The following is an 18,140-nucleotide window of genomic DNA, read 5'->3' as shown; positions in this document are numbered from 1 at the left end:
GCGCTACCTATGCCACCGCGCTGGAGACCAGGCGTTACGCCCAGCCCGCCATCTCGAACAACTTGAGGATCAGGTAGGCGCAGCCGCCGGCTGCCGGGATGGTCAGGATCCACGCCCACACGATGCGCTCGATCACGCCCAGCCGCAGTGAGCGCGGGTTCTTGGCGAAGCCCACGCCCATGATCGCGGTGGAGATGCTGTGGGTGGTCGACACCGGCATGCCGAAGTGCGCAGCCACCGTCAGCACCGTCGCCGAGCTGGTTTCGGCCGCAAAACCATGGATCGGGTGCAGCTTGACCATCTTGTGGCCCAGCGTCTTGATGATCTTCCAGCCACCCGAAGCGGTACCTGCGGCCATCACCACCGCGCAGGTCAATACGATCCACATCGCAATGCCATCACCGGCACTCGCGTCCGGATGCATGAAGGACAGGAAGGATGGCAGGTTGTCCAGCGCACCGGTCGCCTCGGCACCGATCAGGGTCATGGCAATGATGCCCATGGTCTTCTGCGCGTCGTTATGCCCGTGCGCGAAACCCATGTAGGCCGCCGACACGATCTGCGCCTTGCCGAAGAACGCGTTGACGAAGCGGGGCCGGGCCAACCGGCCGATCACGCCGCCGATCTTCGCCAGGCCGGCGATCAGGGCCCACAACAGCAACATCACCACGATGCCGAGCACGAAACCGGCCACCGGCGAGGTGATCATCGGCACGAACACCTTCCACAGCAGGCCCTTGTTCTGCGCCCAGCTGCCCAGGCGCTCGGACCAGATCAGGGCATCCCAGTTGTTGTGCGCAGCCGCCAGGCCGGCGCCGCACAGCCCGCCGATCAGCGCGTGCGAGGAAGAGGACGGCAGGCCCTTCCACCAGGTGATCAGGTTCCAGATGATGCCGCCCAACAACGCGCACAGGATCACCTGCGGCGTCACCTCGACCACGTTGGTGTTGAGCAGGCCGGAGGCGATGGTCAGCGCGACGGCAGTGCCGGTCAGCGCGCCGATGAGGTTCATGAAGGCGGCCAGCATCACTGCCCAGCCGGGCGAAAGCACCTTGGTCGCGACCACGGTGGCGATGGAATTGGCGGTGTCGTGGAAACCGTTGATGAACTCGAAGACAAGCGCGGCGAAGATCACCACCAGGACAAGGGTCAGCATCAGTGCGGCCCGTCAGCTGTTCTTCAACACGATCTGGTAGGCCACCACGCCAGCCTCGCGGCAACGGTCGATGGCCTTTTCCAGGATCTCGAAGAATTCCTTCAACAGGAACATCTGCACGTGGTCCAGCCGACCGGAATAGATGTCGCGGTACAGTTCCAACATCAGGCGGTCGGCCTCGTTTTCCAGCGAACGCAGCTTTTCGTTCAGCGCGGTCATCCGGTCCAGGTTCATGTGGCGCAGGTCGGCTACCATCTCCACCACCACCCCGGCGGCCTGCTCCAGCATCGCAGCACGCGGGGCGAAGTCGATGTGCTCCAGGTGGGCCACCGCCAGCGAATAGCGGTCGGCGAACTTCTCGATCTGCTTGGGGATCTTGTACAGCGCCGAGCCCAGCGCCTCGATGTCTTCACGCTCGATCGGGGTCATGAAACTGTCGACAAGCGCCTGGCTGATCTTGTCCGACGCGGCGCGTTCACGCAGGCGGGCCAGCTTGAAAGCATCCAGCGCAGGCTGGCGGTCGGATTCGCGCATCATCGCGTGCAGCGCCCGGGCGCTGTCATTGGCCGCGACGGCAGCCTCATCGAGCAGGGTGTAGAACTGTTTGCCGGAACCGAAAATGGTCTGCAGAGAGAACATGAGAAACCTGTTCGCCGTCGCGGGAAGGACGGCACCAGGCGGAATTATGACGGTTAGATGACCATTGCGGGTACTCCCCGACATTTCCGCCCGATTCCCCACCAGAACCTGAACAGGCACTTGCGGCATGCCTCCCCTCCTTTGCTAAGATGCCAGCGCGCCTCCGGGCGCACCCTATGGACGACGACCCTTACCCTCCGCCGCCGCGCCCGACCCCGGTCCCCAGCGCCAGCCGCCATCGCAAGCACCCGCCCTCCCTGCCACCAACCGGGGACGCCGCCCGTGTTTGAATTCATCATCGTCATTGCCCTCATCCTGTTGAACGGCTTCTTTGCCATGTCCGAAATGTCGGTCATGACGTCGCGCAAGAGCCGGCTAAAGCAGATGGCCAACTCCTCCAAGCGTGCCGCCCGTGCCCTGGAGCTGTCCGAAAAGCCCGAGAACTTCCTGTCCACCGTGCAGATCGGCATCACCCTGATCGGCGTGCTGACCGGCCTGTTCGGCGGTGAAGCGATCGGCGAGGCCATCGCCGCCTGGATCCACGAGCTGGCGCCGGCCTTCGCCTACGCCAGCGGCGTCGGCAAGACCCTCGCAGTGGCGCTGATCACCTTCCTGACGCTAATCTTCGGCGAGCTGGTGCCCAAGCGTGTAGCGATCACCCGTTCGGAAGACATCGCCGGGCTGGTCGCCCTGCCGATGGGCTGGCTGGCCAGGATCGCCGCGCCCGGCGTCTGGCTGCTCTCGCACACCACCCGGCTGGTGCTGCGCGTGCTTGGGCTTGGCAAGGACGAGGCCGCCAGTGTCAGCGAAGAAGAGATCCGCATGCTGGTGGCCGAAAGCCACGAGGCCGGCGTCATCGATGCGCACGAGCGCGACATGATGAACCGGGTCATGCGCCTGGGCGACCGTACCGCCGACAGCCTGATGACCCCGCGCAACCGGATCGCATGGCTGGACACGCAGGGCGTCCTGGAAAAGAACCTGGAAATCATGAGCGAGAACGAGTTCTCGCGGTACCCGGTGTACCGGGACAATGATTCCGAAGTGGTCGGCATCCTCGAAGTGAAGTCGTTGGCGACCCGGATGGCGCGTGGCGACCATGCGCTGTTCCAGAACCTGCGCGAAGTGCTGTACGTGTCCGAGAGCACCCATGCGATGAAACTGCTGGAGATCTTCCGCGAGGAACAGCAGTCGATGGCACTGGTGGTCGATGAGTACGGCGAGATCCAGGGCCTGGTGACCATCAGCGACCTGATGGGCGCGGTGGTGGGTCGCCTGCAGGCGGTCGAGAATGCCGACGAAGACGCCCTGGTGGTGACCCGCGAAGACGGTTCACTGCTGGTCGATGGTTCACTGCCGGTGGACGACCTGCGCGAACTGCTGGGCACCAACGACCTGCCCGATGCCGAGGAAGGCGATTACTACACGCTGGCCGGCATGTGCATCCATTTCTTCGGCCGCATCCCGCACGCCGGCGAATACTTCGACTGGGCCGGCTGGCGCATCGAGGTGATCGACCTGGATGGTGCCCGCGTGGACAAGCTGCTGCTGCGCACGTTGTCCGATGAGCAGGTCGATGAACTCACCGCCTGAGCCCGGCCCGTCGCCGGAGCACGAACCACCGGTCTACCGCAACGAGGGCATCCGCACGTTGCTGGCGATGTTCGAGTTCGGTGACCCTGCCCAGCACATGAAGCTGGGGCAGATGCTGCAGGACCTGCAGCAGAGCGCATTCGGCGTGTTCCTGTTCGTGGCCATCCTGCCCGCCTTCATTCCCATCCCCGGGGTGGGTGGCGCAGTCAGTGGCCCGCTGGTGATCCTGATCGGCCTGCAGATGCTGTGTGGCCTGCGCAAGCCGTGGGTGCCCGGCTTCATCGCCCGTCGCGGGCCACGCCGCGGCACGATGCACACGTTCCTGGACAGGATCGACGGTGCGTTGCGTCGGCTTGATCGCCTGCTCAAGCCGCGCCTTCCCCAACTGTTGGCACCGGTACCGGCACACGCCTTCAGCGGGCTGCTGCTGGTGCTGCTGGGCATCCTGCTGTCGCTGCCGATTCCCTTCACAAATTACCTGTTCGGCTTCCAGCTGCTGTTGTTCGCGCTGGCCTTGCTGGAGCGCGACGGCGTGCTGATGCTGGTCAACTGGATCGCTGCGCTGGCCGCCATCATATTCTTCGGCTTCAGCTCAGGGCAGTTGCTGGGATATGCGATGGAGCTGTTCCAGCGCTGGTTCTGAAGGGCCAGCGCCGCATCCGCCGGGCATGGCCCCGCGCCACCCCTCCAGCACCTTCCAGGCAATGCCGGGCCAGGCCCGGCGGATGCCGATCATCCCGCGTGATGCGCGTGCCAGGCCTGCATGGTCAGTTCGAACGAACGCAGGCGCGCCTGATGGTCGAAGATGTTGGCGGTGAGCATCAGCTCATCGGGCTGGTGCCGTGCCACAAATGCAGCGATGCCCTCTGCCACCTGCGGACCATCGCCCAGCACGGTGCACGCCAGCGCGCGCTCCACGCCGAACTTCTCATGCGGCTCCCAGAATCCATCGATATCCGCCAGCGGCGGCGGAATCTTGCCCGGGCGGCCACGCCGCAGGTTGACGAAGCTCTGCTGCTGGCTGGTGAACAGCCGCCGCGATTCCGCTTCGCTGCCGCTGGCCACCACGTTGAGCGCGAGCATCGCGTGCGGCTGCTCCAAGGTGGCCGAGGGGCGGAACTCGCGGCGGTACACGGCAAGCGCCTCGTCCATCGAATCGGGAGCGAAATGTGAAGCGAACGCGTACGGCAGGCCGAGCGCGGCGGCCAGGCGCGCGCCGAACAGGCTGGAACCGAGGATCCACACGGGCACCCGCAGGCCGGCACCTGGCACGGCCTGTACGGCCTGCCCCGGCTGTGCGGGCTCGAAATAATGCAGCAGTTCGCGCACGTCCTGCGGGAACTGGTCGGCACCGTCGAAGTAGCGGCGCAGCGCACGCGCGGTCGGCTGGTCAGTGCCCGGCGCACGGCCCAGGCCGAGGTCGATGCGGTCCGGGTACAGCGAAGCCAGCGTGCCGAACTGCTCGGCAGCCTGCAATGGCGCATGGTTGGGCAGCATGATGCCACCGGCACCGACCCGGATGCGCTTGGTACCACCGGCCACATGGCCGATCAGCACGGCGGTGGCCGCGCTGGCGATACCCGGCATGTTGTGGTGCTCGGCCAGCCAGTAACGGCGGTAACCCAACACATCGGCATGCTGGGCCAGCTGCAGCATGTTGGCGAAGGCAGCGGTGGTATCACTGCCCTCGCACACTGGGGCCAGGTCGAGGATCGACAAAGGAATCATCGGGCGTGCATTCCATTTCATCAGGAGATCCCCACTGGATGGGGTCGGGACGGCGCCACGGCCAGTGACGGTGGCGGAATACTGATTCCTGCGGGATGGCCCTGGGGCCGTCCGGCATGGCCCGGCGCTACCCGCAACCGCTCAGAAAGCGCTGGGGCGCGGTTCGGGAAGCGGCTGGTCCACCAGCGGCTGCAGCTGGGCATCCAGCGCCACCCGCTCATCGAACACGAAGCAACGGCCCTCGTAGCCTTCTCCGCCCACGGCTTCGAAGTAGCCCAGGATGCCGCCATCGAGCTGCAGCACGTTGTCCATGCCATCGTTGTACATCCACAACGCAGCCTTCTCGCAGCGAATTCCGCCGGTGCAGAAACTGACCACGGTGCTGTCCTTCAATGCCTCCCGATGTGCTGCCAATGCCTCCGGCAGGTCGGTGAACTTGTGGATCGGCAGCACCAGCGCGTCCTTGAACGTGCCGTATTCCACTTCCTGCAGGTTACGGGTATCAAGCATCACCACCGGCTTGCCGGCATCGTCGTGTCCCTGCCGCAACCAGCGCAGCAACGTGGCCGGATCCACTGTCGGCGCGCGTGGATAGGCCAGTGGCTGCCCATCCTGCAGGCGGAAACTGATGATTTCATCCTTCACCTTGGCTTTCAGGCGGGCAAAGGGCTGGTGTTCACTGAGGCTGGTCTTGACCCGCATCGCGGCAAAGCGCGGATCGGCGTGCAGCGCCGTGTAGAAACCGGCGATTTCCGCCTCGTTACCGGCCAGGAACAGGTTGATACCTTCCCCGGCCACCAGGATCGTACCGCGCAGCGCGCCAGCTTCGGCACGGGCCTGCAGCAGGTCGCACAGGGCCTGGGGAGCGTCGACGGGGGTGAAATGATAGGCGGCGGTATTGGCGATCATCGGCCCATTTTAACCGCCCGCGCGCCGCTGGTCCCGCCCGTGGGCGGCCCAGCGTTCACCCGCGCAGCAGGAAGAACGGCAGCAGCACCAGCGACGCCACCACCAGCATCACCAGCAGCACCCCGACCACATACAGTGGCCGGCTCCGCAGCAGGTTGGCGAACGTCTCCCCGGTGCCATCACGCAACTCCTGCGCGCGCTGGGCGCGCATGCGCTCGCCACGCTGGGCCTGGTAGGCCGCCATCGCCTCTTTGGCCCGCGGATGGTCGGCATCCTCGCGCACCCATAGGCCGCCATTGGAAATGCCCCATGGGCTGGGCTCGGTGCGGTACCAGGCAATGCCGAGCCGATCCAACAGGGCACAGACATTCTGGTATTCATCGTCGCCCACGTGGCGGAGGTTGAGCAGCAGTTTCGACATGATGTGCATGATAGCGCTGCAGCGACATCCCCTGACACGATCCCCGGCAAACCACCGATGCTCGCCATCAGCGCTGCCAGATAACGTGGGTCCTGCCGCAACTGGCGGTGCAGAAACGAAAGAGGGTGTCATGGGTATCTTCGGTATTCCATTCCTGATCTCCGGCGCTGCGATGGCCGATGAGCTGCAGCTCAACGCACAGGAAGTGGCCCTGCTGGGTTGATCGGAAGACAGCCCGGCACTGCGGCCGCGATCCCGCCCCGGGATCGAAGCCGCAGCGCCGGGAGCCTGCATCGGCGCCGGAATTGGCACTGCACTCGACACTCGTCGACACAACGGCATTCCCCTACCCCTTCCAACCTGCAAGCCCGACGTACCTGCCACCGCGCCAGTCCTACCGTTGTGACAGGGCTGACATTCCTTCCACGACATGGTGAATGCAGATGACGCTCCCCGAAGAACGCGAGTTCACGCTGGCCGAGGCAGAACGAAGAGCATTGCAGGACATCGGCGCCCTGGGATTGACGCCCCGATGCCAATCACTGGGAACCGGACCCTGCGCCGCCTGGACGGAACTGCATGACGCCCATGGACAACTGGTGACCGGCGGCTGGGGGAAAGGAGAGATGCAGGCAGCTCGAACCGGCGCACTCTATGAAGCATTGGAACACCTGCTGACCAGACGTCATGCCGCCGACCAGGCAACCGTACTTGCGGTCGATGACCTCATTGCCCGGATGCCACCCGAGGCCATTGCCTGCCTTCCCGGCGCGCTGCTTGCCGACCAAGTGGAAGAGACGATCGCCTGTCGACGCTATGAAAACCTCCATGATGGCCCCGACTTCGACTATCCACTGGCATTGTCAGCACCCGACTACGTGGACGCCCCACTGCGTGATGACAGCTTCGATTACACCGGCCTGCGTCGCTACGCCAGCAACAGCGGCACCGCCATTGGCGCAAGCGTTGACGAAGCGTTGCTGCACGCGCTGAACGAGTGCATCGAGCGCGATGCGATGTCGCTGTTCCTGCTCCGGCACTTCTTCCATGCCCGGCAGGCCCCCCTCCACGTGGTGTCCTGCGATGGCCTGCCTGCCGATACGGCGGATCTGTATCGTCGCGTGTCCCATCTCGTCGATGCGGACATCACCCTGCTGGACATTTCCAATGGGCCTGGCGTCACCACCTGCCTGGCCGTCTCCCATCGCCTGTATCCACACACCCGGCCCTATGGCGCCGGCGCCTCATTGAATCCGGCGCATGCCGCACGACGGGCGCTCAGCGAGCTGGTGCAGTCCCATCTCGGCCTCAGCTGCGACGCCGACGCCCTGCTGGATGCCCGCAAAGAGGCTCCCGACCTGTGGGCCCGGCTGCAGCCATGGCCCCGTCTCCAGGCTTGCCTGGCGATGGACGTCGAACAGCGCCTGGCCACCCAGCTCCTGGTTCCTGCCACGCTCGCCGAGGTGCCGGCTGGGGACGTGCACAGCCAGGTCCGCCAGATTGCAGCCGTATTGGGCGCCCATGGGCTGCAGGCGGGCTTTGCCGTTGTCCACCAGACCGCACTGGGCACGGCACTGGTGAACGTTGTGGTGCCGACGTTCGAGCGCTTCCATCTGGTGGTGATCGGAAATGTCGTGGTTCCCGGACAGCGTGGCCAGGCACTGGTGCCGTGAGCTGACGCTGGCCGCACCACTGGCGGGCAAGCGGCCGGGATGCGATACCCTTTGCACCCCTCGCCCCTGGAGTGCTGCCCATGCGCCGCCTGTTCGCCGCCCTGACACTGTCCCTGCTTGCTGCCGGCTGCACCCCTTCCGGCCCGCCACCCGGCGGCACCATCGCCTCGTTCGAGCGGATCGACACACAGACTGGAACCGGTACGGAAGCCACGCCGGGCAGCAAGGTGACCGTGCATTACACCGGCTGGATCTACGACGAGCGTACCGAGAGCAAGCATGGCAAGACCTTCGACAGCTCGGTCGGTCGCGGCCAGCCGTTCTCGTTCGAGCTCGGTGGCGGACAGGTGATCCGTGGCTGGGATGATGGCGTGGCCGGCATGAAGGTCGGTGGCAAGCGCACCCTGATGATTCCCCCGGCACTGGGTTACGGCGACCGCAAGGTCGGCCCGATCCCGGCAGGCTCCTCGCTGGTGTTCGACGTCGAGCTGCTTGATGTCCAGCCACGTTGACCCTGCGCCAGCGCGCCGGGTCGCCGTCATCGGCGGCGGACCAGCCGGGTTGTTCGCCGCCGAGCGGCTGGTTGCTGCCGGCCTGGCCGTGGACCTGTATGAAGCCAAGGGCTCGCCCGGTCGCAAGTTCCTGATCGCCGGCAAAGGCGGACTGAACCTTACCCACTCCGATCCGCGGCCACTGTTCGACAACCGCTACCGCGAACAATCCGCCACCGTCGGCCGCTGGTTGGACGGCTTCGATGCCGACGCGCTGCGCGGCTGGGCAGCCGGGCTGGGCGTGGACACCTACGTCGGCAGCTCCGGTCGCGTGTTCCCGGTAGACCGCAAGGCCGCACCACTGCTGCGTGGATGGGTACGACGCCTGAAGGAACAAGGCGTGCAGTTCCACGTCCAGCACCGCTGGCTGGGTTGGGGGAATACCGGTGCGCTGCGTTTCGCCACACCCGATGCCACGGTCGAGGAGATGCCAGATGCAACCGTCCTGGCGCTCGGCGGCGGCAGTTGGCCGCAGTTGGGTTCGGACGGCAGTTGGGTGGCGCCGCTGCGGGCGCATGGCGTGGATACCGCCCCGTTGCAGGCCGCCAACTGCGGTTTCGATGTGGAATGGACGCCATGGTTCGTGCAGCGCAATGCCGGCATGCCACTGAAAGCGGTGGTAGCGCACTGGACAGACCTGTCGGGTCAGCCACGCCAGCTTCAAGGTGAATGCGTGACCAGCGAATATGGCATCGAAGGCAGCATGGTCTATGCGCTGTCGGCAGACCTGCGCGAAACGATAAACCGCGACGGTGAGGCAACGCTGTCGCTGGACCTGGTGCCCGGGCGTGACCTGGAACGGCTGCTTGCCGACCTGGCGCAGCCGCGCAAGGGCCGCAGCTTCGGCGAACACCTGCGCCGGCAGGCTGGGCTGGATACGGTGAAGACGGCACTGCTGTTCGAAGTGCTGGGCAAGGATGCCGGCCAAGACATCGGACGGGTTGCGGCCACGCTGAAGCGCCTGCCGCTGCGCTTGCGCCGCCCGCGGCCCATCGCCGAAGCCATCAGCACGGCCGGCGGCGTACGGCTGGAGGCCATGGACGACAACCTGATGCTGCAGGCACTGCCAGGCGTCTTCTGCGCCGGTGAAATGCTCGACTGGGAAGCGCCGACCGGCGGCTACCTGCTCACCGCCTGCTATGCCAGCGCGCTGCGCGCAGCCGACGGCGTGATCGGATGGCTGCGGCGATAAACCCTGCGGCGATAAGCCCCTTCAGCGCGATTTGCTCGCACGCAGCGCCTGGATCCGCTGCGGCGGCTGGAACGAATCGCTGCGTGCATCGGGCCAGTAATCGTGGAACACCGCGTGGTCGGGCACTTGGCGCAACAGCTCTCCGGGCTCCAGGTAGCGGTACAACGAAGCCAGCGAGCGGATTTCCACCGGCGATACGCGACGCAGGATGTGCTCCGGGCCCAGTTCGGCCGGATCATTGAGACCGGCCGCACACAGCAGTTCCTTCAATGCATGCAGCGTCTGGCGATGGTAGTTGTATACGCGGCTGGCCTTGTCGGCCGCGTCCAGGTGCCGCCAGCGCGCGGGGTCCTGGGTGGCGATGCCGGTCGGGCATTTGTCCGAATGGCAGCTGAGCGACTGGATGCACCCCAGCGCGAACATGAAGCCACGGCCCGCGTTGCACCAGTCCGCGCCCAGCGCGATGATGCGGGCGATATCGAAGGCAGTGGTGATCTTGCCCGCCGCACCCAGCCGGATACGGTCGCGCAGGTCCAGCCCGACCAGGGTGTTATGCACCAGCAGCAGCGCCTCATGCATCGGCACGCCGACATGATCGATGAACTCCGCCGGCGCCGCACCCGTCCCACCTTCAGCGCCATCGACCACGATGAAGTCCGGCAGCAGGCCGGTTTCCTGCATCGCCTTGGCAATGCCGAACCATTCCCACGGATGGCCAATGGCCAGCTTGAACCCCACCGGCTTGCCGCCTGAAAGATCACGCAGCCGCGCCACGAACCGCAGCAGTTCCACCGGCGTGGAGAAGGCCGAATGGCGCGAAGGAGAAACACAATCCACGCCCATCGGCACCCCGCGCGTGACGGAAATCTCGGCACTGACCTTCGCTGCCGGCAGCACCCCGCCGTGCCCGGGCTTGGCCCCCTGCGACAGCTTGATCTCGATCATCTTCACCTGGTCGTGGGTGGCATTGGCAACGAACCGCTCTTCGCTGAACGCCCCTTGCTCGTCACGGCATCCGAAGTAGCCCGAACCGATTTCCCACACCAGGTCACCGCCCATTTCGCGGTGATACGGCGAGATCGAACCTTCTCCGGTGTCGTGATGGAAGCCACCTCGACGGGCGCCTTCGTTGAGCGCACGGATGGCGTTGGCCGACAGCGAACCAAAGCTCATCGCCGAGATATTGAACACGCTGGCCGAATACGGCTTGGCGCAGTTGGGGCCGATCAGTACGCGGAAATCATCGTGACCGATGCTGGTGGGCGCCAGCGAATGGTTGATCCACTCATAGTCCACGGCGTAGGTACTGCGCAGGGTGCCGAACGGCACCACGTCCATTTCGTTCTTGGCGCGCTGGTAGATCAACGCCCGCTGCTGGCGTGAAAACGGCACGTCCTCCAGGTCGCTCTGCACGAAGTACTGGCGGATTTCCGGCCCGATCGATTCCATCCCATAGCGGAAATGTGCCAGCACCGGATAGTTGCGCCGCAGCGTGCTGCGCCGTTGCAGCAGGTCCCAGCTACCCAGCACCACCAGCGCCGCGGTCAACCCGACACCCCAGTACCAGGCGGGCCAGACGGTGGCCAGCCACAGGCAGACCGGAAACAGGACGATGGCGAGCACGTAGGCCAGGTAGCGGTGCATGGCTTTCCTCTTTACAGGACATGCAGCGAGTCTAACCGCCGCCGCCGCAATGGTCCGACAACAGCGCTAGAGGCGATCATCCACCAGTTCGCGCGGCCAGACCGACTTGACGTCGTACACCACGCCGCGTGGTGCGCGCAGCGATGCGATGGCCTGCGCGTCCATCGCCCGGAAATGGGCATGTGCCACCGCCAGCACCACAGCGTCATAACCGCCCGGCCGCGGCTGGGCCACCCATTGCAGGTCCAGTCCGGCCAGTGCAGCCGGCCCGACCCAGGGATCATGCACGTCCACCTGTGCACCACTTGCCCGCAGTTGCTGCGCCAGCTCCAGCGCACGGCTGTTGCGCAGGTCGGGGCAATCCTCCTTGAAGGTCACCCCCAGCACCAGTACCCGCGACTGCCCCGGCGCACCGCCACGCGCGGCCAGCAACGCCAGCACCCGCTCCGCGACATGGGTCCCGACCCGGTTGTTGACCTGGCGCGCCGTGTGGATCAGGTCCGGGTGGTAGCCGACGCTTTCGGATTTATGCAGCAGGTAATACGGATCCACGCCGATGCAATGTCCACCCACCAGGCCAGGCCGGAACGGCAGGAAGTTCCACTTGCTGCCCGCCGCCTCTAGCACTTCCTGGGTGTCGATGCCCAGCTTGTCGAAGATCAGTGCCAGTTCGTTGACCAAGGCGATGTTGACGTCGCGCTGGATGTTCTCCACCACCTTTGCCGCCTCCGCCACCCGCATCGACGGTGCCGGGAAGGTACCGGCAGTGATGATCCGCCGGTACAGGCCGTCCACCGCCGCGGCCGCCTCCGGCGTGGAACCGGAGGTGATCTTGCGGATGTCGGCCAGGCGGCGCTGGCGATCTCCCGGGCTTACCCGTTCCGGGCTGTAGCCGCAGTGGAAATCGACGTTGAAGCGCAGCCCCGAGCCGGCTTCCAGCAACGGTATGCACACCTCTTCGGTGGTTCCCGGGTACACGGTGGACTCATAGACGACCAGGTCGCCCGGCTGCAGCAGGCCCGCCACCAGCGTGCTCGCCGCACGCAGCGGGCCCAGGTCGGGTTGCTCGTGGGCATCGATCGGCGTCGGCACGGTGACGATGTAGATATTGCAGTCGGCCAGTTCGGCCGCGTCCGAGGTGCAGTGCAGGAAAGTAGCGCCGGCAAGCTCGGCCTCCTCCGTTTCCAGCGTCCGGTCATGGCCGCCTCGCAGTTCGGCGACACGCTGTGCATCGATGTCGAAGCCCAGCGTGGGGAACAGCCGACCGAACGCCACCGCCAGCGGAAGGCCGACATAACCGAGCCCGATGATGGCCGGGTGCGGAGAGGCCGTGGCCGGAACCCCTGCGGTCATGCGTGCTGCCCCTGCGGCGTGATGCGGTCGGAGATGTTCATTGCGCACCCGTTTGCTGGTCCATGGGGCACAAGATTAACCGCCCCGCCGCGTGCTGACCACGCAACGGATGGATCTGCAGCAGGCCGGCATGCCGCCAGTGGATCAGGAGCCCAGGCTTACCGCGGCCGGTTCAAGCTCACCATGCCCACCCAGCCAGTTGCGCAGAAGCAACGCGAATCCCCGCCTGGAGGCGGTGCTGGGGCCCTCGAACCCCTGCCATGGTGCGTCGATGATGTCCGACAGCAACGATGCTTCGATGCGGCGGTTGGCCATGGTCCAGCGGGGAAACCAGCGCGCCGGCAGCGGCCCGGACGCCAACTGCTGCACGCCTTCATGGCGACGTGCATTGAGTACGCGTGCGAATACCGACTCCAGGCCATCAGCCGGGCCTTCCAGGTACTGCAGGAAGCGCTCGCCATCGAACATCAACACACCGGTGACCCCTGCCATGCGGTTGAAGGCGGTCGCATCGGCAAGCAACGCGTCCAACTCCGCAGGCTGCAGCTCCGGGCGGGCACGGCTGACGTAGGCAATCGCACGCAACGGCATGGTTACTCCCTCCCCTCGAACACGCTGGAATATGACATGGCCCATCCATGCAGGGTAGGCGCTGCGTCGCCACCATTCCAAATTCGGCCGCCGTGGTGCACCCTATGCGCCGCGGCCCGGATGGCGAAACTGGTAGACGCATCGGACTTAAAATCCGCCGGGGGCAACCCCATGCCGGTTCGATTCCGGCTCCGGGCACCAAGGCTTTTCCATGCTTATCAACACATCGAGCTGAAATCAGCTGTGCAGTTTTTGTGCATAGGTGGCCGGAGTCGTCATGGATCTCCTTTCGATCCGTTTAGCACCTCTCCGGGATACCACCCGAACCCGGGCCTCTGCGAATACAGCGCCCGGATCTCCGCTTCCCATAGCACTGCCCAGCGGGCCATGTACCCCTCAGCCCTCCGCGCATCGGTGATGAACCGGCTCTGCTGCCGGATGGTCCCCACGCACATGTCGAGGCGAGCGTTGCCATTGTCCAGCTCGGCCGCCAGGACCACCACGCTGCCATCGAGGAACAACGCCGGGCCGCCCAGGTAGGGCTTGATCTCGAATCCTTCGGGCAGCGGCGTGGTCATGCCGGGGAGGATAGCCCCGCCCAGTCTCAGGGGCCGATACGTGCCTGAATGCGACGAACGTCTCTACCACCGGTCCTGATTCAGGGGCATGATGGATAGGTGCATCCCCCTGCACGCTACCGAAGGAATCGACATGCCCCACACTGGCCAGTTCGAAATTCACGGTATGGAGAGCGTCATGCTTTCCGCAGGCACCCTGCTCCAGGTCACCCGCATTGCATGCCGGTGCATGAGATGCCACCGGCAGTTCACCGCAACCGAGCGCCATGGACTCATCGACCTGGACGGGGGTGCCGTACTCACCTGCCCCGCCTGCAGCAACCGACAGGCAATGTGCAGAGAGAGCCTTTCAGGCTACCACTCGCTTCCCTGCTGACCTGAAACTCTCAGGCCGCGATCTGGTGCTCGTAGAACGGGTGCCGCTTGTCGTCGAAGATCCGGTACAGGCCGGTCAGGTCGGCCGGATCCGGGTTGAGCCAGGCGTCCACGTGCTCGGGCTTGATGTTGATGATGGTCCGGTCATGGCCGGCAGCAGCCACCTCCGGCTCCGGGTCATCGGTGATGGCGGCGAAGGACAGTAGGTCGGGCTCCTGCCCCGCTGGGTCCACCCAGTGCGACCACAAGCAGGCCACCAGCATCGGCTCACCGGTCCGGGGCGTGAACTGCACCACCTGATTCTTTCCGTCCGGCCCCTCCACGTTCTCGTAGAAGGTGTCGACCACCATCAGGCCGTGGGTGTATCCAAAGGCCGGGGCCCAGAACTTCTCCAAGCTGTCGCGGCGGGCGTTGTAGGTTCCGGGGTAACGCTGGTCGTAGGTGGCAGGCTTGCCCGCCAGCCGGCACTGGTAGCGCATGGGCTTGATGACCCGCTGCCCACCCTCAGAGACGATCACCGGGGCGTAGTACCCGGGGAATATCCGGCTGTCCCCTGCCCCGGGCTGTGTGCGCTTGAGGCTGGTCAGCTTCGACAGTGCCCGTTCGATCTTCCGGCCAGCGACGCCCCTTTCGTTCTCGGCCTTCTTCGTGGGCTTCACCTGCAGCGCCCGCTCAGCATCGACCAGGCGCCGGCGCTGGGCGAACAGTTCCTGCTCCAGCACCTGAATCTCAGCCCGGTTCCACTGCTCCACTGAGGCAGCGATGGCCCGCTCTGCCGGCGAGGTGCCGTGGCGGAACGCCTCGTCCAGGGCTTTCGGCGTCTTGGGACGCTTCTTGCCCTCGTCCATCAGGTAAAGCTGGGTGAATGCCTCCAGGGACATGGTCGCCCCGTACTGACGGACCAGCTTCTGGTATTCGGCGTTGATCTTGGCGGAATAGCACATGGTGCGGATTACACCATGTGCCTCGTAGCCACGGGTGAAGCACCAGCGGGCATCGAGCGCCTGAAGCACAGGCGCCCCGTCTTACACGTCGGTGATGCTGAACGCGGTTGGCAGCCAAACATTCCCTACATAATTGACGTTATCTTCAATGATGGATTCGCTGTGCGTCCTGTTGACATTGATGAAAATTCCAACGTGCGCATCACCGCGTTCACCAACGTCTGAGTTGGTTGCCAGCGCGCCGACTCTGATCGTCCGACCACTGCCGTCCGTTGCGCGCGGAATGGTCAACCCGCCAGGAGTGAAGCTCCATCTCATGGGGCCGCCGCCTTGGCGAGAGCCGGCTCTGTTAACCCCCGCTACCGTATCGACATAGCCCACAGCAGCCGCCCACTTGTCAGCGTCATAGCCTGATGCAGGGGCACTGTTGGTATTCACTGCAGTGGCGTTCTCCGCCACGTTGTTGATCGCCGGGGTCTGGTGCCAGAACAACTGGTCGCCTGTCTGCCGCGATGGACTGCCTACGAAATTCTTATTGCTGACGATGGTGTTGGCCAGCGCCGCGTTACCGGGATCAGCCGCCGTCCTCGGTCGGCTGATCGCATACCAGGTTCGGTCGGGCGTGGCCTGCTTGCCAATGTCCAGGCAGTTGGCCCAATTGCAGATGATGCCGAAGCCACTGGGATCCAGTTGGGGCGATCCAATGATCGTGGCTCTTTCAGTGGGATTCACGCGATTGATCACACTGGATTCAAGACTTCCCCCAAGAACGTAGATCCCTATGACGCCGTCCATATGAGGCAACTCCAGTTCCATGAAGCTGCCAAGCTTCGGATGGACGCCGGGCAGGACAACGCTGCCGAGGCTGAGTGCGCGAGTGATAGCCATGTTGGTCAAATTCCCAAGGTGTGGAGGATGCGGTCGGCGATGTAGCGGGCACCGGCTGGGCCGGGGTGGACGGCGTCGGCGAACATGCCCAAGGCATTCATTTCGGCGTAGGTGCCCCATTCGTCGTAGATGGAAAAGAACTCGCAGCTACGTGCGATGGCCAGGTCGTACAGCGCGTTGCGGAACATGACCAGATCGGAGCGATTGGTGTTCCCGGTGCGCGGCGGTGCGACCAATACGATCCCGACGCCCGGAAGGCGCGTGCGGACATCGGTAATCCAGGTGTCAAGGTTCTGGATGAACTCGGTGCTGTTGAGGTAGATGGCCGCGTCATTGGTGCCGAGGATGTTGAAGATCAGGTCGACATCCATGGCCTGCAGGATGTCGTAGCCACTGCTTGCCTGGATAAGGTTGGCCGACACCGATCCCGAGTTGCCGCACGGATTGAAGGTCACGCCATCCCGGCTTGGCGACAGCCCTTCGAAACCGAGGACGTAGACCAGACCGCTGGTGCGTCGTATCTCAATCTGCGTGGCGCCTGCCGGCACGTCGATGGTCACCGACCGACGCTCTTCGGTGTCGCCGCCGACAACAGCCGTCCACGTCGGCGTACCGGACACGTAGTAGCCGACCTCAAAGGCGCCAGCGGTATCCACGTAGTGCACCCGGAACTGCTCGGCATCCACGCCGTTGAACACCCAGCGTGCACCGTCGGCGACCGTGGACCGGGCCTGCCCGTCAGGCCCACACCCCATGGTCGGCGCCGTGCCCGTCACGTCGTAGAGCGTCCAGGCACCAACGAACGTGGCGGTGATGCCGTCGATCCACGTCTGTTCGCCAGCGGTCATCCAGCCCTGGCTGCCCTCGCCGTGCTTCTCCCGCAGCACGTCGGCAAAGGCCTGGGGGATGGGCGGGAGCTGCGCATAGCTGTCGCCGACGACCGCTGCGTTCGCCTGCAAGCTGGAGCCTGTGCGAAGCCGGGCAATCTTCGAGCGGAACCGCCAGAGCGTCCTGCCGTCGGTGTGCAGTGGCGTCTGGAAGGCCGTGCCGTACTGGCGGCGCTGGACCGCAGCTTGAATCAGCGCCAGTGTCGAAGGAGCGAGGCCGGAAACGCCAAAGAGCCCATCTTCAAGCCAGGCAGGGACGTTCCCTGCCGAATCCCACATCACCGGAACCAGCGAAGACGCCACGGGGACCTTCTGGGTAGACACCCCCTCTTCGATCATGGAGTTCAGGATGCTGTCGCCCAGCACCGGACCGATGCCGCTGGCGTCCAGCAGGCCGTCGTGCAGCCATACCGGCACGTTCCTCACGTCGTCGACCAGGACCGGCACGCGCTGCGCGGCTACAGGGATCTTTGGAACCCGGTCATCCAGATCGGACAGGTCCGCCTTCTGCGTCAGCACGTCGGCGCGCGAGAACTGCCACGCCGCGCCGTCCCAGATGTATTGTCCGGTGCCGTCTCCATTATTTACGAACGCGCCCTGCCCCACATACGTCCCGACGACAGCCTGCAGGTCTTCCAGCGTGTCGGCGTAGATGGCGCTGGTCTGCTGACCATCTACCAAACTGTCAATCTGACCCTGTAGCTCATCAGCGGCAGCCTGCAAGATGGCCGGCTGAACTGCCGAGTCGGCTCGTAACCCCTGCGCCGAAGATGCAAACGAGGCGACCGGCTGGAATGCAGCGCTGCCAAGGCCATCAGTCAGGTTTTCCAGCGCCCCCAACTTAAAGTCCAGCGACTCCGGATCTTCCGAAAGGTCAACGCCAACCTTCGCCTGCAGCGCCTCCAGCGCGTCATTGGCGTCGCTGTGCTGCGCAGAATGCGTCCTCACGGCTGCCTGGCTGGAATCAGGGCTGGGGTTGTCGAAGGTATCGAGTGCTTCAGGGAACTTGGTGGTCATG

General features: G+C 64.9%; 17 protein-coding genes and 1 tRNA gene. 6 read left to right on the top strand and 12 right to left on the bottom strand.

The window, feature by feature from the left end:
- Positions 1-34: 34 nt before the first annotated feature.
- Both H4O11_RS01805 and H4O11_RS01800 read right to left on the bottom strand, forming a co-directional pair.
- Positions 35-1,156: an inorganic phosphate transporter gene (locus H4O11_RS01805; protein WP_182337726.1), complete on the bottom strand. Its 1,122-nt coding sequence runs from the start codon at positions 1,154-1,156 to the stop codon at positions 35-37.
- 12 nt (positions 1,157-1,168) lie between these two features.
- A complete protein-coding gene (locus tag H4O11_RS01800) occupies positions 1,169-1,795 on the bottom strand; it encodes a DUF47 domain-containing protein (protein WP_182337725.1) in 627 nt (208 codons plus the stop codon).
- Between the two features lie 282 nt (positions 1,796-2,077).
- Here H4O11_RS01800 and H4O11_RS01795 point away from each other — a divergent pair, with 282 nt between their 5' ends.
- Positions 2,078-3,388, top strand: a complete 1,311-nt coding sequence (locus H4O11_RS01795) for a CNNM domain-containing protein (RefSeq protein ID WP_182337724.1) — start codon at positions 2,078-2,080, stop codon at positions 3,386-3,388.
- The gene (locus tag H4O11_RS01790; RefSeq protein WP_182337723.1) at positions 3,372-4,031 is read left to right on the top strand and encodes an exopolysaccharide biosynthesis protein; all 660 of its coding nucleotides are present in this window, start codon (positions 3,372-3,374) and stop codon (positions 4,029-4,031) included. Before H4O11_RS01795 ends, H4O11_RS01790 begins: the two co-directional genes overlap by 17 nt.
- An 89-nt stretch (positions 4,032-4,120) precedes the next feature.
- Here the strand turns inward: H4O11_RS01790 and H4O11_RS01785 are convergent, their stop codons facing one another.
- The 3 genes from H4O11_RS01785 to H4O11_RS01775 form a co-directional block, all read right to left on the bottom strand.
- Complete coding sequence (locus H4O11_RS01785; RefSeq protein WP_182338381.1) at positions 4,121-5,116, bottom strand: LLM class flavin-dependent oxidoreductase; 996 nt, start codon at positions 5,114-5,116, stop codon at positions 4,121-4,123.
- Positions 5,117-5,257: 141 nt separating this feature from the next.
- Positions 5,258-6,025 carry a sulfurtransferase gene (locus H4O11_RS01780; protein WP_182337722.1) on the bottom strand — a complete coding sequence of 256 codons (768 nt, stop codon included), beginning with the start codon at positions 6,023-6,025 and terminating at the stop codon, positions 5,258-5,260.
- 55 nt (positions 6,026-6,080) lie between these two features.
- Positions 6,081-6,446, bottom strand: a complete 366-nt coding sequence (locus tag H4O11_RS01775; protein WP_182338380.1) for a DUF6164 family protein — start codon at positions 6,444-6,446, stop codon at positions 6,081-6,083.
- A 443-nt stretch (positions 6,447-6,889) separates the two neighbouring features.
- Between H4O11_RS01775 and H4O11_RS01770 the strand changes: the two genes are divergently transcribed.
- The 3 genes from H4O11_RS01770 (at position 6,890) to H4O11_RS01760 (ending at position 9,862) form a co-directional block, all read left to right on the top strand.
- The gene (locus H4O11_RS01770) at positions 6,890-8,119 is read left to right on the top strand and encodes a YcaO-like family protein (protein ID WP_182337721.1); all 1,230 of its coding nucleotides are present in this window, start codon (positions 6,890-6,892) and stop codon (positions 8,117-8,119) included.
- An 80-nt stretch (positions 8,120-8,199) separates the two neighbouring features.
- Entirely contained in the window at positions 8,200-8,631 is a 432-nt protein-coding gene (locus H4O11_RS01765) for an FKBP-type peptidyl-prolyl cis-trans isomerase (RefSeq protein ID WP_182337720.1), read from the top strand.
- Entirely contained in the window at positions 8,615-9,862 is a 1,248-nt protein-coding gene (locus H4O11_RS01760) for a TIGR03862 family flavoprotein (protein WP_182337719.1), read from the top strand. The genes H4O11_RS01765 and H4O11_RS01760 overlap by 17 nt, the downstream gene beginning before the upstream one ends.
- A gap of 21 nt (positions 9,863-9,883) precedes the next feature.
- On the opposite strand, the gene H4O11_RS01755 is transcribed toward H4O11_RS01760, so the two are convergent.
- From H4O11_RS01755 to H4O11_RS01745, 3 genes are all read right to left on the bottom strand, one after another.
- Positions 9,884-11,506, bottom strand: a complete 1,623-nt coding sequence (locus tag H4O11_RS01755) for an FMN-binding glutamate synthase family protein (RefSeq protein WP_182337718.1) — start codon at positions 11,504-11,506, stop codon at positions 9,884-9,886.
- A gap of 66 nt (positions 11,507-11,572) precedes the next feature.
- Positions 11,573-12,859 (bottom strand): nucleotide sugar dehydrogenase, encoded by a 1,287-nt coding sequence (locus H4O11_RS01750; protein WP_182337717.1) that lies wholly within the window; start codon positions 12,857-12,859, stop codon positions 11,573-11,575.
- 144 nt (positions 12,860-13,003) lie between these two features.
- Entirely contained in the window at positions 13,004-13,450 is a 447-nt protein-coding gene (locus tag H4O11_RS01745) for a BLUF domain-containing protein (protein ID WP_182337716.1), read from the bottom strand.
- A gap of 114 nt (positions 13,451-13,564) precedes the next feature.
- Here H4O11_RS01745 and H4O11_RS01740 point away from each other — a divergent pair.
- Positions 13,565-13,651, top strand: a tRNA-Leu gene (locus H4O11_RS01740).
- 74 nt (positions 13,652-13,725) lie between these two features.
- Here H4O11_RS01740 and H4O11_RS01735 read toward each other — a convergent pair.
- From H4O11_RS01735 to H4O11_RS01720, 4 genes are all read right to left on the bottom strand, one after another.
- Positions 13,726-14,028, bottom strand: coding sequence for a hypothetical protein (locus H4O11_RS01735; RefSeq protein WP_182337715.1), 303 nt, complete (start codon positions 14,026-14,028; stop codon positions 13,726-13,728).
- A 386-nt stretch (positions 14,029-14,414) separates the two neighbouring features.
- The gene (locus H4O11_RS01730) at positions 14,415-15,347 is read right to left on the bottom strand and encodes an SOS response-associated peptidase family protein (protein WP_182337714.1); all 933 of its coding nucleotides are present in this window, start codon (positions 15,345-15,347) and stop codon (positions 14,415-14,417) included.
- Positions 15,348-15,428: 81 nt separating this feature from the next.
- The gene (locus H4O11_RS01725) at positions 15,429-16,235 is read right to left on the bottom strand and encodes a hypothetical protein (RefSeq protein WP_182337713.1); all 807 of its coding nucleotides are present in this window, start codon (positions 16,233-16,235) and stop codon (positions 15,429-15,431) included.
- A 5-nt stretch (positions 16,236-16,240) separates the two neighbouring features.
- The gene (locus tag H4O11_RS01720) at positions 16,241-18,139 is read right to left on the bottom strand and encodes an SGNH/GDSL hydrolase family protein (RefSeq protein ID WP_182337712.1); all 1,899 of its coding nucleotides are present in this window, start codon (positions 18,137-18,139) and stop codon (positions 16,241-16,243) included.
- Position 18,140: the final 1 nt, after the last annotated feature.

The organism is Stenotrophomonas tumulicola (assembly GCF_014117215.1).
Taxonomy (GTDB): domain Bacteria; phylum Pseudomonadota; class Gammaproteobacteria; order Xanthomonadales; family Xanthomonadaceae; genus Stenotrophomonas; species Stenotrophomonas tumulicola.
This window is presented reverse-complemented; position numbering and strand designations above follow the sequence as displayed.